The 15,327-nt window shown below is 27.3% G+C and carries 13 protein-coding genes and 1 riboswitch; of the genes, 2 read left to right on the plus strand and 11 right to left on the minus strand.

Going from position 1 to position 15,327, the window contains the following annotated elements; genetic code table 11:
* The first annotated feature begins 147 nt into the window (after positions 1–147).
* Positions 148–1,233: an AI-2E family transporter gene (locus CDIF1296T_RS10810; protein ID WP_003435146.1), complete on the plus strand. Its 1,086-nt coding sequence runs from the start codon at positions 148–150 to the stop codon at positions 1,231–1,233.
* A 154-nt stretch (positions 1,234–1,387) separates the two neighbouring features.
* Here the strand turns inward: CDIF1296T_RS10810 and CDIF1296T_RS10815 are convergent, their stop codons facing one another.
* The 7 genes from CDIF1296T_RS10815 to CDIF1296T_RS10850 form a co-directional block, all read right to left on the minus strand.
* Positions 1,388–2,047, minus strand: coding sequence for a lipoprotein (locus CDIF1296T_RS10815; RefSeq protein ID WP_009897209.1), 660 nt, complete (start codon positions 2,045–2,047; stop codon positions 1,388–1,390).
* Between the two features lie 216 nt (positions 2,048–2,263).
* Positions 2,264–3,556 (minus strand): diaminopimelate decarboxylase, encoded by a 1,293-nt coding sequence (gene lysA / locus CDIF1296T_RS10820; RefSeq protein WP_009890169.1) that lies wholly within the window; start codon positions 3,554–3,556, stop codon positions 2,264–2,266.
* 17 nt (positions 3,557–3,573) lie between these two features.
* A complete protein-coding gene (locus CDIF1296T_RS10825; RefSeq protein WP_003424287.1) occupies positions 3,574–4,767 on the minus strand; it encodes an aspartate kinase in 1,194 nt (397 codons plus the stop codon).
* Between the two features lie 81 nt (positions 4,768–4,848).
* A riboswitch (Lysine riboswitch) is annotated at positions 4,849–5,017 on the minus strand.
* A 110-nt stretch (positions 5,018–5,127) separates the two neighbouring features.
* Entirely contained in the window at positions 5,128–5,745 is a 618-nt protein-coding gene (locus tag CDIF1296T_RS10835) for a hypothetical protein (protein WP_003424290.1), read from the minus strand.
* A gap of 169 nt (positions 5,746–5,914) precedes the next feature.
* Positions 5,915–7,615, minus strand: a complete 1,701-nt coding sequence (locus CDIF1296T_RS10840; protein ID WP_003435136.1) for a hypothetical protein — start codon at positions 7,613–7,615, stop codon at positions 5,915–5,917.
* 396 nt (positions 7,616–8,011) lie between these two features.
* Positions 8,012–8,575, minus strand: coding sequence for a hypothetical protein (locus CDIF1296T_RS10845; protein ID WP_003433003.1), 564 nt, complete (start codon positions 8,573–8,575; stop codon positions 8,012–8,014).
* Between the two features lie 158 nt (positions 8,576–8,733).
* Positions 8,734–9,447 carry a hypothetical protein gene (locus CDIF1296T_RS10850; protein ID WP_009890174.1) on the minus strand — a complete coding sequence of 238 codons (714 nt, stop codon included), beginning with the start codon at positions 9,445–9,447 and terminating at the stop codon, positions 8,734–8,736.
* A 291-nt stretch (positions 9,448–9,738) separates the two neighbouring features.
* Here CDIF1296T_RS10850 and CDIF1296T_RS10855 point away from each other — a divergent pair, with 291 nt between their 5' ends.
* Positions 9,739–11,403: a glutamine--tRNA ligase/YqeY domain fusion protein gene (locus CDIF1296T_RS10855; protein ID WP_003428989.1), complete on the plus strand. Its 1,665-nt coding sequence runs from the start codon at positions 9,739–9,741 to the stop codon at positions 11,401–11,403.
* A 106-nt stretch (positions 11,404–11,509) separates the two neighbouring features.
* Here the strand turns inward: CDIF1296T_RS10855 and CDIF1296T_RS10860 are convergent, their stop codons facing one another.
* The 4 genes from CDIF1296T_RS10860 to CDIF1296T_RS10875 all read right to left on the minus strand — a co-directional run bounded on the left by CDIF1296T_RS10860 (position 11,510) and on the right by CDIF1296T_RS10875 (position 15,082).
* Positions 11,510–12,409: a YegS/Rv2252/BmrU family lipid kinase gene (locus CDIF1296T_RS10860; protein WP_003435130.1), complete on the minus strand. Its 900-nt coding sequence runs from the start codon at positions 12,407–12,409 to the stop codon at positions 11,510–11,512.
* 26 nt (positions 12,410–12,435) lie between these two features.
* Entirely contained in the window at positions 12,436–13,074 is a 639-nt protein-coding gene (locus CDIF1296T_RS10865) for a lactate utilization protein (protein WP_003435129.1), read from the minus strand.
* A gap of 336 nt (positions 13,075–13,410) precedes the next feature.
* The gene (locus CDIF1296T_RS10870) at positions 13,411–14,409 is read right to left on the minus strand and encodes a DUF4003 domain-containing protein (protein ID WP_003435128.1); all 999 of its coding nucleotides are present in this window, start codon (positions 14,407–14,409) and stop codon (positions 13,411–13,413) included.
* Between the two features lie 97 nt (positions 14,410–14,506).
* Positions 14,507–15,082 carry an RlpA-like double-psi beta-barrel domain-containing protein gene (locus tag CDIF1296T_RS10875; RefSeq protein ID WP_003424324.1) on the minus strand — a complete coding sequence of 192 codons (576 nt, stop codon included), beginning with the start codon at positions 15,080–15,082 and terminating at the stop codon, positions 14,507–14,509.
* Between the last annotated feature and the right edge of the window lie 245 nt (positions 15,083–15,327).

The following is a 15,327-nucleotide window of genomic DNA, read 5'->3' on the forward strand; positions in this document are numbered from 1 at the left end:
TATCAATGTTAATTTTGCTACATTATTATACTATACTAGACCTTAATTAAAAACAAGCAAAAAAATTATTTAATTTTCCTAAATAATTGTAATTTCTTTTCACATACTATTAATATGTAATAGCTGACTAAACACTATTTTAAGGAAGTGATTATTATTTCAAAGGAAAATATAAAATATTATTTAATAGTCGTGTTTATTGGAATTTTATTTTTTAAATTTATTAATACTCCATCAGACTTTATATCTAGTATTGAAGGATTCTTAAAGTTTTTTAGCCCATTTTTATTAGCTATTTTACTTGCTTTACTTTTAAATCCACTTGTGATGCTTTTTGAGGTAAAATTCAAAGCACATAGACTTTTAGCCATTTTTTTATCTTATATATTTATAGGTTTTATTTTAGCCTTTGCCATTAGGTTATTAATTCCATCAATAGCTAATACATTAAATAGATTAATAAATGAAATGCCTATGTATACTGATTATATAGATAGTTTTATAGAAAAAAATATGTCAAACATAGATTTTCTAAAAACTTTAATTCCTCATATACAACATAGTTTGGATAATTTATTAAAAGAAGCAAGTAATTTTGTTGGTAAAATTCCTAAAAACTTCTTAATCTATACACTTAGTATATCTTCTATGCTATTTAATATGACAATGGGATTTATACTATCCATATACATTATATATGACAAAGAAAAAATTGCATTGGGATTTAAGAGATTTCTATATTCTTCTACTGCTAGAAACAAGGCAGATAACATTATAGAATTTTTTAGGACTACTCATGATATTTTCTATGATTATTTACTTGGTAGAATATTAGACTCTCTTATTATTGGTATAATTGCATTTTTAGGATTTCAATTTGTTATCAGAATAGAAAATGCTTTATTTTTAGCTTCAATAATATTCTTAGGTAATATAATTCCCTATTTTGGTCCTTTTATTGGTGCAATCCCTCCAATAGCCATGACTATATTATATAGTCCACAAAAAACTATATGGGTCATTGCATTTCTATTTATATTGCAACAATTAGATGGAAATTTTATAGAACCAAAAGTTATGGGTAATCAAGTTGGTATAGGAGCTATATGGGTAATATCTGCTATTTTGGTGGGACAATCTCTATTTGGTTTCATAGGAGTTTTTCTTTCAGTACCAATAGCTGCTGTTGTAAAAACTTATGTTGATAAATATATAGATAATCGTTTACAATAGATTATCTCTACTGTGACTTTAATTTTTAGTTTAAAATTTAACTGCTATTTATTAAATTATTTCTCAAAAAATATCTCTTAGTAAGAAAAAATTGCTAAGAGATATTTTTTATAATATATAATTTGTTCATTAAATTTATGCATATATTTTATACTTATTGATTATTTGAGTTTTGAGAATTTCCACCACTATCTGAACCACCAGTAGTATCTTGTGGAGTTGGTGCTGGTGTTGGATTACTATTATTTGGCTTTTCTTGATTTTGAGAAGAACTGTTATTATTGTCAGACTTATTACTATCTGATTTTTTATCATTGTTTTTAGAACTAGATTTATTATTTTTACTACTTCCACTATAAGAAGATTTCCTTGCATCTGATTCAACTCTATACCTATCTTCTCCAGCCGTATCTTTTGCCTTTTTCTTTCTTTGTTCCTCTGCTTCGTTTTGTTCTTTTTCTAATTTAGTTAACTCTTCTTTCTTTTTAGTTGCCTCTTCTTTAATAACAGAGGAACCATTTTTGATTTTCTCTATAAGTTTAAGTTCCTTGATTGCACCCTCATAATTTTTTAATTCTTCAAACTCCGTCATATTTGACATTCTCATAGCTTGCATATACATAGCTCTTGCATTCTCATTAGTACTATCTTCTTCCAGTGCAGAGGATAATGATTCCATAGCTTTTTTATAGTTATGTTTTTCTAAATATGTTTTTCCTTGCTCTACTAAATTTATTTCATCTTTTTTATTAAATGAACATCCTACAAGAAATATAGATAATATCGATATTAATAAAATTACTCTTCCTCTCATTAAATCCCTCCTTGTCATATACTTTAAATTTTATCATAATTATAAAGTTTTTAAAATATTTTATATTTATTACAAGAAATTTGTTAGTAAAACAAAAAATAAGCAGATATGCTACGAACGATACAATAAACCAAAAATTAATTTAGAGATACATATCCTAGCAAATCTGCTCATAATAAACTTTAATATTTAATTTTTATTATATACTTCTCCATTTTATATCTCTAAAGCTAATAAGTCCTCATAGCTTTGTCTCTTACAAATTATCTTATCATTTCCATCAAATACTGATACTACTGCTGCTCTTGGTATTTTATTATAATTTGAAGACATTGAATATCCATATGCACCAGTTGATGTTGTTATAAGTATATCTCCACTTTTAATATCCATTATGTTTATATCTCCAATTAATATATCTCCACTCTCACAACATTTTCCAGCTATTGTTACATGATTCATAGCCTCATGATTAATTTTATTCACAATACTACACTCATAACTAGCTTGGTACAACGAAGGTCTTACATTATCTGTCATACCTCCATCTACACTTACATAAACCCTAACATCTTTTATATCTTTTATAGAACCTACTGTATACAATGTACTTCCTGCATTTGCAACTATTGATCTTCCTGGTTCTATTACCAATGTAGGTACTTCTATTCCAAGCTCTTTACATGAAGTTTCTGCTTTAGTGATTATAGTTTCACAAAACTCTTTTATAGTTTTAGGTTTATCTCCTTCGCTATAATAAACGCCAACTCCTCCACCTAGGTCAATTTCTGTTAGTTGTATGTTGAATTTTTCTTTTATTTCTTTTACCAAGTTCATCATTATATCCACTGTATCTATGTATGGTTCTACATCAAATATTTGTGAACCTATATGAGCGTGAAGACCCACAAGTTTAATATTTTTATATTCACTTAATTTTTCTATTGCTCTAAATAAATCTCCATTTACTAAAGCAAATCCAAATTTAGAATCTATCTGTCCAGTTTTTATATAATCATGTGTATGAGCTTCTATACCAGGAGTTATTCTAAAGTATATCTCTTGAGTTTTACCTTTATCTTCACATAATGCTTCAAGCAAATCTAATTCATAAAAATTATCCACCACAAATTTACCTACACCTAAATCTAATCCCATGTTTATTTCTTCTTTAGTCTTATTGTTTCCATGAAAGAAAACTTTTTCCATAGGAAAATTTGATTTATAAGCTGTATATAACTCGCCTCCTGAAACTACATCTAAACACATTTGTTCTTCATTTATAAGATTACACATGTAAAGAGGTAAAAAAGCTTTCCCTGCATAAGCAACCTTATTTTTTCCCTCTCTAGCCTTAAAATATTCTATATATTCTCTACAATTTTGTCTAACTAAAGCTTCATCAAATACATAAAGTGGAGTTTGATATTTTTTACTAAGTTCTAAACAACTCACTCCTCCAATATATAATTCATCATTATTTACAGTCATAGTTCCATGAAGTTTCATAATAGCCTCCCCAAATTTTATATATTAAATACTTCTGCTATTTTTTCTATAGCTACTTGCTTATCATCAGAATTTATAGCACAAGTTATACGAATCTCTGATGTAGTTATAAGTTTTATCATTATACCATTTTCATTGAATATCTTAAATACTTTAGCAGCAACTCCAGAAGTATTTTTCATACCAAGACCTACTAAAGAAAATTTAGTGATATTATTATCAATCACTACATGTTCTTCATCTGTATATTTAGATACTATCTTTTTACATTCTCCCAACTCTTCTTTTGGAACTGTAAATGATACACTTATCTTATCTAAAATAGGTGCAGTTTGGCTTATCATATCTACACTTATACCTATAGTTGCTATATCTTCAAATAAGCTAGATATATTTTCAGCTTTAAAATCTTTTATTGTTATAGAACTGTCATCATCACTAGTAGCTAATCCTGTTATTACTTTATCCTCTAATTTCATGTCTTTTCCCCCTCTTATATATGTTCCTTTTTCTGTACCACATGTACGTCCGACATAGATTTCAACACCATATTTTTGTGCAAGCTCTATACTTCTTGAATGCATTACTTGTGCTCCTAAACTCGCTAACTCAAGCATTTCTTCATATTCAATCTCATCAAGTTTACTAGCCTTTGAATATTTTCTTGGGTCTGTAAAATAAATTCCATCAACATCTGTATATATCTCACATTTTCCATTTAATTTAACCGCAAGAGCTACAGCAGATGTATCTGAACCACCTCTTCCAAGAGTGGTTACATCACCATCTTCGTTGATTCCCTGAAATCCAGTTACTATCACGACATTTCCTTCATCTAAACTATTTTTAATTCTGTTTACGTTTATATCATCAATTTGAGACTTTCCATGAAGACCACTCGTTTTTATATTTAACTGATAAGCATTATAACTTATAGCTTTACATCCAAGTGCATTTAATGCTATTGATAATAAAGATGCTGAAATCATTTCACCAGTAGACATTAAAGCATCTAATTCCCTCTTACTAGGTTCATTACTCAATTCCTTTGCTAAAGTTATATATTCATCAGTGGATTTTCCCATGGCAGACACAACTATTACCATTTGTGGATTTTCTTTTCTTCGTTCTATTATATTTTCTGCTATTGATTTTATTTTTTCAGTATCTGCTACTGAACTTCCACCATATTTTTGAACAATTATACTCATGCTTTCTCCCCCTCAAGCTAAATTTTGATAAATAAAAACGCCCAAAGGTATACTTTGGACGTGTAAATTTCATAGACCAAGTAACCTTGTAGCTCACCACTTTAAAAGTGACAGCCTTATGCATATTCTGCATAAGTCCAGAAAATTTGTCCGTCAACAAAATTTCTTCGGCTATATACCCTTTCATCAATTATCAACGCTTACCAGCTCCTATTGAATACTATTGAATACAGCTACCTCTACCCTAGGCTCATTATTTTTAATTAATTTATTAATATAGTTTTATCATATTCTATATAATATTGCAACAATTATTTTACAAAATGTGGCAAATCGATAGTTTTCTTTTCTAAAGTTAGCTTATATACAATTAAATAGTTTATTTAATCCTAAATCTATAAAATTTATGCTATACTCATTATCATATCTCTCTAAATCATTTAATTCGGATAGATTATCTGGTGTAACTACCAAAACGTTTGGTACTTTAAAAAATGGAATTGTAGATTTATCTATTTTTTTAGAAAGATTTTCGTATTTAGAAATGTCTATTTCATTATTTAAGTCAACATCAACTAAAACTTGCTTTATATTACCAAATTGGTCTGTATATTCAATAAATAAATCGTATTTCACATCATCTACACTAACATTTCGGTAAAATCTTTTTACATCACAACCTGCAGTATTGATTCTAACAACTAATTCTGATCCTACTAGAGCCTTTATTAAATCATCTCCCTTAAAAAGTTTACTACCGTTTAAATAGTATACATAAGAGAGGTCTTTATAATTATAATAATCCACATCACAAGGATATTTTTTTAGTGTATATTCACTACACATTTTTCTCAAAGTTTTTTTAAAATTTTTTTTATTGTATCTTTTTTGGTCTCCATAAATTTTTCTAAATTGAGACTCTGTAACACATCTAACCCTGCTAATTAAAAGTAATATCTCTTTTTCCATATTCGTCATAGTACATTCTCCTTGAAGTATTATTTGCAAAGTTGTACTAATATTATATTAATTTTATGACATTAAATTTACAAAGAATTAAAATAAAATAGCTAATTTTTATAGAATTAAATTCTATAAAAATTAGCTATCACTATGTTAAATACTATTATCAATCTTTTTATTTAAATTATACATTACCTTGATTTTCAGAATCTTTGGAATCTGTATTTTCATCAGTTCCTGTTTTTTCTTTTGCTTTTTTATCTTCAAAGTTTGCAATATTTAGGTTATCAAATTCTGACATTTCTATTACACCAGATTCTTCTTTTGAATACGATATTTTGACTTTATCACCAACCTGAGTCAATGGCAATTCGCTAGATACTTTTGAAGTAGCCCTAAATATTATATCTTTATTTGAATCTAAAGTTACATAATAATTAGTGTTACCACCTCGCACATCTGGGCTTATTCTTGTCACTGTGCCTTCTAATACCTCATCTTTTAAATCATTATCAAGTTTTAAATCATTACCCTTAGATTCTAATGCATCCTTATAGTTTCTTAATGCTTCATTCTTATCTTCACCTATTCCAAGTACATTATAATCTTCAACAGATACAAATGCAACTCTCTTAACAAGACCAGCCTTATCTTTTAATGATGATACATATGTTGGCTGACCCAATATATTATACATTACAGGGAACGTCGCTTCATAATTTTTTTCTTGAACATTACCTTCAGCTGATTTCATTGCAGCCGTTTCAGTAGCTCCTGGTTGTTTATATAATCTAGCTTCTTTTGTTCTAGAATCAACTAACATAAATCCAATTGTAGATTCATCTCCACCTGAAGATGTTATACCTGTATACCAATAAGACCTGTTATCATTGCCATAAACTAATGATGTACCTTCTGTTGGTACTAAAACTCCCTTTTCTGATATAACAGAGTTTAAAAATCCATTAACATAAACACCCCAGTCTTTAATCTGGTCTGTTACAAAGCTTTGTGGTTGTATTCTATCCACCCATTTAGGTGTGTTTTTAACATCATAAACATTTATTTTTCCAGTTTCTGCATCAACAGTGGCTATTCCTGTTGCATTTGCTCCTCCATAGCCAATTTTATGTTCATATAAACTTACAACCCAATAAGGTCTTCCTTCATCATTTATTTCAAGAGTGAAATCTGTCATACCAACATTTACAATACCATGTATGTATAAATGTCTTTGTAAATCCTGATGTAAGTAGGCTTCTGGTTGGTAAACTATCTTTATTGGCTTTCCATCTATTTCTTGAACTAATTGGACGTCTTGAGGATTACTAGCTGATACTTTTACATAACCACTTGTACCACTTAGAGATGTTATCCATTTAATTATGTCTCTGTGAACAAGAGGCGCTACCCAGTACAACTCTCCATCTACATTTTGTATATGAAATTTTCCTAATTTGGATACACTCCCTATTGCAGGAACTTCTCCAAGCTTTTTGTCACCTAATTTCATTGCCATATCTTCATCTACAAGACGAATGTCATTTACACTGACAGGGCTAATGTCATCAGTAAATTTACTTTCAGTTACTTTTCCCAATAGTTCTCTATATGATTTTGCATGAAGTACAGGTGTAGAAGTTATAAAGGGAACTACTACAATATACACAAGCAAAGCTATTGCTATTGAAAAATTATATTTAGCCATTTTAGATGCTCTTTCATTTCTATCTAACATCATATCTAGTATTCCTGCTACAACAAAGAAAATTATTCCTACTGAAAATAAAGATGTAAAATCTAATCTTAGTACAGGTAATTTAATAAATGCATAAATTATTACTATTATTAATGCAACTCCATATGTTTTAAGATATCGTTTCATTTAATACTCCTCTCTAAAAAATGTTATTATTACTATTATATCCATATATTTACAAAAAATAAATATTTATCATATTTATTATATATTAAGATATCTTTATATATTTATAGTTCTGCTTATTCAACTATATTTAACATTATACGTGTATGTATAAATACTTTTTATATACTGTTTGTGCTATCCATCCCGCACCTAAAGGAGTGGGATTTTTGCACTATTCTGTATTATATATATCCAAAAATATTATAAAAATACAAATATTAGCAGAAATTTAAAAACTGAAGAAAGTATTCTAACTAAGATTTACAAATTCTTAATCCTATCGAAGTTAAACTACTATCTTCAGCCTAATTATCTAGCAATATTTTTTTATATGAAAAACTCCAAATCAAGTTTTTAAATGTTTGCGATTTTTGATACATAAGAATGTTGTCTAGAATTATATTCTGATAATAAACCTTCATACTCTAAGGTTAAGCCAGATAAATTATAAAAATCATTTGGCGTTACTTCAAATGCTTGTTTATTTAAAATGTCTATCTCACTTTTTTCTAACATGTCAGCAACAAAATTTGAACATACATATTTATATTCAGATTGTCTCTGAATATTCATTAGTAAATATATTAATGCCATTGTATCGTAATAGTAATCTTCTCTATAATCACTAATTAATTTTATATTTTTATATAGATTTTCATATTGTAAATTATCTACTTCTAACGAATATACCCTACACACAGTGTTTTTTCTTATAGCATATAATCCTTGATTTATATTTTCTTCAACAAATCCTCCAATAAATGGATTCCTTGGATTTAGCCTTCCAAAAGAATACATTGGTTTTAGATTTTCATTTAATGATATTGACACATGTGTATACAGCTTTTTACTTATATTCCTTATTAAGTAAGATAATATAGTTCCTGTATATGTTGTTACAATATAGACTTTATTCATCATTTCCCCCCAATCTAGTAACTAAATAATATTATACACTTACAATTTAATATCATAAGATATTCTAACATAATAAATGTGGTTTTACAAATTTTGATTTTAAGGTACTTTAATATTATATAATATAATAAAAATATAAATATAAGTTTTCTATATTTTTAACCAACAGATGTTTTCTTCAAATTAATCAGATGATTTAGTATATCTTGAACCTTTCCAGAGTCCTTTAAATATCCTAATGCCCCATTTATTTGTGATTTTAAATCTATTTCTACTTCCATATCCAAATCAACATTTCCTTTTTTTATAGATATATTTTTAAGTGTTATTGGATAAAGATAACTTTTTTCCAAAGTAATCTTATTTCCATTAACCTCAAATGGAACTTTTTTATTGTAGTTACTTAATATTTTTTCTAGCATTTTATCACTTAGTTTAAATTTTCCAATTTTCACATTCTCAAGACTTACAACTAAGTTTCCATCCTTTAAAGTAGGTCTCAATTCAAGTTCATATTGACTATTTACCAAACCAAATACCTTATATGGTCCTGCTACCTTTATTTTACCATTTTTCATTTCAACAAAATTATTTTCAAGTTCATTAATTCCATGCTTCTGCATCAATGTATATATTAAATTTTTAAACTCTTCCTCTGAAACAGATATTTTTCCAACCATTCTAAGTGGATTTTTTACTACCTCCATAGAATTTATATATGAGCCTTTTGATAAATATTCTTCATCTATGATTTTATTATTTTGTGAACTAACATCATATCTTTCTTTTGGTGTCAAGATATATACAACAATTCCTGCAAGTACTAAAACAATAACAATTAAACTTAACAAAATCTTTGCAACCTTTCCCATAATCGTCTCCTTTACAAATCTGTCATCAGATTTAAAATAAATTTAGATAACTAACTTCACATAATATTCTTAACAATATACATACTATAATACAGTCTTTTAAAAATTAATTCAACCAATCTAATGTTTTGTAAATAAACTGTAAAAACATGTTTTTAGTATAAAAGTTAATATTTTGCATAATACTCTTAATTACACCTTTATTTTTTTCTAATCTTGGATTAAAATTAATATTATGCAATACAGTGTAGTGTTCTGTATTATAATCAAATTAAATAGGAGGTATAGAATATGTCAAATGAAACGAACTCATCTAACTTTATAAAGAATATTATTATAAACGACTTAGAAACAGGAAAACATGACAGTATCATAACTCGTTTTCCACCTGAGCCAAACGGATATTTACATATTGGTCATGCAAAAAGTATATGTCTTAATTTTGGATTAGCTAAGGAGTTTAATGGAAAAGCTAATTTAAGATTTGATGATACAAACCCATTAAAAGAGGATGTTGAATATGTAGAGTCCATAAAAGAAGATGTAAAGTGGTTAGGATTTGATTGGAACGAGTTAAATTTTGCATCTAACTACTTTGATGAAATGTATAAGAGAGCTTTAATACTAATAAAAAAGGGTAAAGCTTATGTATGTGATTTGACACAAGAGGAAATGAGAGAATATCGTGGTACTCTAACTGAACCAGGAAAAGAAAGTCCTCATAGAAACAGAACTATTGAAGAAAACCTTGATTTATTTGAAAGAATGAAAAATGGTGAATTTAAAGATGGTGAAAAAACATTAAGAGCCAAAATAGATATGTCTTCTCCAAATATAAACCTTAGAGACCCAATTATATATAGAATATCTCATTCAACACACCATAATACAGGAGATAAATGGTGCATATATCCTATGTATGCTTTTGCTCATCCAATTGAAGATGCAATTGAAGGAATAACTCACTCTATATGTACTTTAGAGTTTGAAGACCAAAGACCTCTTTATGATTGGTTTGTTAAAGAATGTGAGATGGAAAATATACCTAGACAAATAGAATTTGCTAGACTTAATATAAATAATACTGTCATGAGTAAAAGGAAATTAAAACAACTTGTAGATGAGGGTATTGTTGATGGTTGGGATGACCCTCGTGTTCCTACAATATCCGGAATCAGACGTAAGGGATATACTGCAGAAGCATTGCGCAATTTCTGTAGTGAAATAGGGGTATCAAAAGTTAACTCTACGGTAGATAGTCAAATGCTTGATTATTTCCTAAGAGAAAACTTACAACCAAAGGCTCCTCTTACTATGGGAGTTTTAAGACCTTTAAAACTTATTATAACTAATTACCCAGAAGATAAGATTGAGATGCTTGAAATAGAGAATAATGCTAAAGATGAATCTCAAGGAAAGAGATTAGTTCCTTTCTCTAGAGAATTGTATATAGAACAAGATGATTTTATGGAAGAACCTGTTAAGAAATATTTTAGATTTTTCCCAGGAAATGAAGTCCGTTTAAAAGGTGCTTATTTTGTAAAATGTACTGATGTAATTAAGGATGAAAATGGAAATGTAGTTGAAATACATGGTACTTATGACCCTGAAACTAAGAGTGGCTCTGGCTTTACAGGACGTAAGGTAAAATCTACAATACATTGGGTTGATGCTAAATCAGCTATACCATGTGAATTTAGATTATTTGAACCATTAATTCTTGATGATATACCTGAAAATGAAGGTAAACATTTCTTAGAACAAATAAATCCTAATTCATTGGAAATATTACAAGGTTTTGTTGAACCTACACAGATAAAAGATGCTAAACCTTTTGATAAATTCCAGTTTGTTAGAAATGGATTCTTTAGTATAGATAATAAATATACAACTGATGAAAAATTTGTATTTAATAGAATAGTTCCTCTAAAAAGTTCTTTTAAACCAGGTAAATAGTCTTACAATCAAAAAATGAAGACTTAAAATATAAATTACTTCTACTATAAATAAACTTAGTTAGAAGTAATTTTTTATTTGAGTCTTCATCATTTACTTTAAATGATTAACTTTTTTCACTACAGATTCCCATGACTTCTATTCCATCTTTTATGCATTCTATGTTAAGAGGAAAATCTGGTCCTTTTTCTCCGTCAATATCTGTTATAAGTGAATCTTCACATTCTATATGCACCTTTTTAGTTTTAAAGTATAGTATTTCATTTCCATTATATTGATCTAAATAATCACCTCTAAGCACACTTATCAAAACTGGTATTGATTTTGGTATTGGCATTCCTTTAAAAATAATTACATCCAAATATCCATCATCTATTTCAGCCTTATATGCTAGATTTATATTTCCTGCTGTTTTGCCATTAAAAATCAACATAAGATACATATCTCCATCATAATACATTTCCTCAGAAGATACTTTTATCTTAAATTTCCTCATATACAATGCTTCTTCTATTCCCTTTATATAATAAGAAATTCTTCCAAATGAATTTTTTAAGTCTGTGTTTATCCTTTGTGATACATCCGTAAACATACCAGCACTTGCAACATTTATAAAGTACTTATTATTGACTTTCCCTATGTCTATTTTCTTTGGTTTTGAATTTATGATTTCATTTATAGCTTCTTTTATATCAAATGAAATTTGAAGAGCATTTGAAAAATCATTTGCAGTTCCTGTAGGCAAAATTCCAATTGGAATTTTTATGTCTAATTCTTTCATTGCATTTACTACTAAATCTACAGTACCATCACCACCAGCTATCAATATGTGTTCATAAGAACTATCAACTTCCTTAAATGCATTCTTTACAGGTTCTTTAATAGTTAATCTATAGGGTATCAATAAATAATTTTTTTCTTGATATAATTCTATGATAGTGTCTAAATTTGATAATATCTTTTTTTCACCTGAATTAGGATTGTATATAAGTTTTACTTTTTTCATTATTTCTCCTTACTCATTTTATTCTTTTAGTATCCAAAATCTTCATTTAAAAAAATCACATGTATTCTTTCTGGTGTTAATTGTCTTTTTATAAGTGTATAACTACAGCATATTCTTCCTGGACTTGAACAGTCTATACATATACCAGTAGTCTTACATCCAGTATTTGTACTTAATCTTTTACAATTGGCTGGAGCAGCTATTGTTTTTGTTCTTTTTATAGCTTCATCTACATCTTTAACTATTTTATTTACTCCTGCTATAACTATTACTTTATCAGGTCCATATATCATAGCAGCAACCCTATTCCCATTCCCATCTAAATTGTAAAGTTCTCCATCCTCTGTTATCGCATTAGTACTTGTAAAATAAGCATCTGCAGAAAATGACTTTCTATATATTTCTTTCATTTCTTCTGGTTTGATATCTTTTGCATATCTATCAAGAAAATTATATTTTTCTCTTATAAAATCAATCACTCCTGTTTCAAATAAGGTCATAGAACCTCCACATCCTACTAGAGAACCTGCTTTAACTATTTCTTCAATTTTTTTAAGAAGCTCTTCTTTGTTACTTACTAAATACCCTTTCATATTATTGTTTTCCAAAGATTTTATTGTTTTTTCTATTCTTTTTTCATTAAGCCAATTTAAATTTTGATCCATTTTAACTTCCCCCTTATTTTTAATATGTACTTAATTATTTATAAACTTTATTTTCTTTATAAGTTTATTTTAGTACATCTAAAAAAAAATACAATATAAAACTTAAATAGTTTTACATAATTTTTTCCAAAATAACTTACTCAATCAAAAAAGGAAAGTAGATGTACTATTCTACTTTCCCTATATTGTATGTAGTATTTATTGCCTAAAATCTATATATTAATTATATGTTTCATATTATATAATATCACAGTTAATTAAAATGTAATACTATCTTCTTTTTAAACATATAAATTGTATTATTAAATTTAATATATCCAACTTCAATAAATCTTATTAATTTGATGAAGAAGATGCTATAGCTGCACTTGTTGCTGCCATTACACATGCAATTTGAATAGCAACAACAATATTTAAAAATATATTATTAGTTATAGAGCCTATATTATTCTCATTTCGTATCAAATCTGCATAAATTGAAGCTACAATAGCAGAACTAATCATTACTCTATTACTTTTTCCTAAAGACCAATTTCCAAAGCCTTTTTCTTCTTTAAGTTTATTTGAAACATTTTTTATCTCTTCTATTATTTCATCTTCTCTATAATCTAATAATGAAATTGCTCCTATTATTGGATATCCATAATAATTCATTTTACAATCATTTTCTTTAAATGCTTTTTTAAGTTCAATAGTCTTTTTACATTTAAGCATAGTTCTATCATCACTAAATAAAAGAATTTGGGATAATGCTTGTAAATCATTTCCTTTATAAAAACCATTTTCATTTAGAAATTCATAACATTTTTCTATGTATTCTAAATCTTCATCTAAATTTTTTGAATGAATTGCAATAAGTGCTATATTACAATAGTCATCACTAGAAGTTAGAAATGGATGTTTTTTCCTCATATAATCATATATTATTTTCATTTTTGATATACATGTAAGATAATCCATTTTCTCTCTATTTTCATAAACTATTGATGCTGTAAGTGGTAAATATGTATCGCCCCAAAACTTTTCACTTTTAAGTTCTTTGTATATATCTAAAATCATCTTAAAACTACTTTCTGGATTTGATTCAAACGAAAGTAGTGTTGCCATATAAAACATATTATATCCTCTAAAATTAGAGAATAATCCAGTATTTTTTTTAATAAGCTCTATTCGTTCTTCCACTAATCTAGGACTTATTCTCTTGTTCTTAAGGGTAAATGCAAGTGCACAACTATGTTGTATCAATCCCATTTGCCAAGAACCTTTAACTTCATTTAATGCTTTGTAATTTTCTATTAATAAGTTTACTTTTCCATTTATAAACGATTGTTCCATATTGCCCTCCTAGTAATATATCTCATTGTACTAATAGTTTTATATTTATTATATATATATTAAATACTACAATCAATACATATTACTTCAAAGAACATCATTCTTCAACAATAATGTAGCCTTTTTTGTAATGTCTTCCCATATTATTGACTCTATCATAGTACTCTGATTCACTTTCATTACTCCATTTGGGCACAAATACATCTATTGCATTAGAATTACTAAAATACTTACTAGACCCCCTATCCATAACAGTTTTTAATTTTCCATCTACAATAATCTTAGTTCCAAAACTTAAGTGATTGTTTGCTACAAAACCATCTTCTAAATCATCTCCTGTAGCAGTTATCGCTCCATATCCATTTTCTTGATTAAGACTTGTGTAATAACTAACTTCAAAAGTTATAGGTACTAACTTCTTTATTTTAATACCTAACTGATTTTGTAGTTTCTCCTTTTGTACTTTCAACTTATACTCATCACTATTTTTATAATCTTCCATACCTTGATTATACTTGGAATTAAAGCTTTTACCTGACTTTACTATAGTATCTATATTTACTATAGATTCTTTACAATGATCTGCATCTATTTTTGTTTCTCCATTTACCAATAATGGAGTTAAACATACACTACATACAACACATGTAATCAATGCTTCTTTAAGCTTCATAAATTCCCCCCTTATTATTTTGATATATTAGCATATTTAATATTATATGTCTACATTTAGATTTAAATACCACACCCATTTGCTTTAAGAAGTTGTCTTATATTTAATTCACCTTAAACACTTATAAATCCTCTATCTTAGAATCATATAGAATAAAGCTTTTATCTTTAAATATTTTTTATTAATCTTTTAAAATCTAAAACTACTTTATCTAATTTTCTCTTTTTTAGAATTTAAGAATTAAA

The organism is Clostridioides difficile ATCC 9689 = DSM 1296 (assembly GCF_001077535.1).
In the GTDB taxonomy this organism is placed as follows: domain Bacteria; phylum Bacillota; class Clostridia; order Peptostreptococcales; family Peptostreptococcaceae; genus Clostridioides; species Clostridioides difficile.

What these genes read in the sequence shown, in the direction of transcription:
- CDIF1296T_RS10855 (WP_003428989.1), top strand. Translation starts at nt 9,739, where the DNA reads ATGTCAAATGAAACGAACTCATCTAACTTTATAAAGAATATTATTATA.
- CDIF1296T_RS10835 (WP_003424290.1), bottom strand. Translation starts at nt 5,745, where the DNA reads ATGACGAATATGGAAAAAGAGATATTACTTTTAATTAGCAGGGTTAGA.
- CDIF1296T_RS10825 (WP_003424287.1), bottom strand. Translation starts at nt 4,767, where the DNA reads ATGAGTATAATTGTTCAAAAATATGGTGGAAGTTCAGTAGCAGATACT.
- lysA (WP_009890169.1), bottom strand. Translation starts at nt 3,556, where the DNA reads ATGAAACTTCATGGAACTATGACTGTAAATAATGATGAATTATATATT.
- CDIF1296T_RS10840 (WP_003435136.1), bottom strand. Translation starts at nt 7,615, where the DNA reads ATGAAACGATATCTTAAAACATATGGAGTTGCATTAATAATAGTAATA.
- CDIF1296T_RS10815 (WP_009897209.1), bottom strand. Translation starts at nt 2,047, where the DNA reads ATGAGAGGAAGAGTAATTTTATTAATATCGATATTATCTATATTTCTT.
- CDIF1296T_RS10860 (WP_003435130.1), bottom strand. Translation starts at nt 12,409, where the DNA reads ATGAAAAAAGTAAAACTTATATACAATCCTAATTCAGGTGAAAAAAAG.
- CDIF1296T_RS10865 (WP_003435129.1), bottom strand. Translation starts at nt 13,074, where the DNA reads ATGGATCAAAATTTAAATTGGCTTAATGAAAAAAGAATAGAAAAAACA.
- CDIF1296T_RS10850 (WP_009890174.1), bottom strand. Translation starts at nt 9,447, where the DNA reads ATGGGAAAGGTTGCAAAGATTTTGTTAAGTTTAATTGTTATTGTTTTA.
- CDIF1296T_RS10845 (WP_003433003.1), bottom strand. Translation starts at nt 8,575, where the DNA reads ATGAATAAAGTCTATATTGTAACAACATATACAGGAACTATATTATCT.
- CDIF1296T_RS10870 (WP_003435128.1), bottom strand. Translation starts at nt 14,409, where the DNA reads ATGGAACAATCGTTTATAAATGGAAAAGTAAACTTATTAATAGAAAAT.
- CDIF1296T_RS10875 (WP_003424324.1), bottom strand. Translation starts at nt 15,082, where the DNA reads ATGAAGCTTAAAGAAGCATTGATTACATGTGTTGTATGTAGTGTATGT.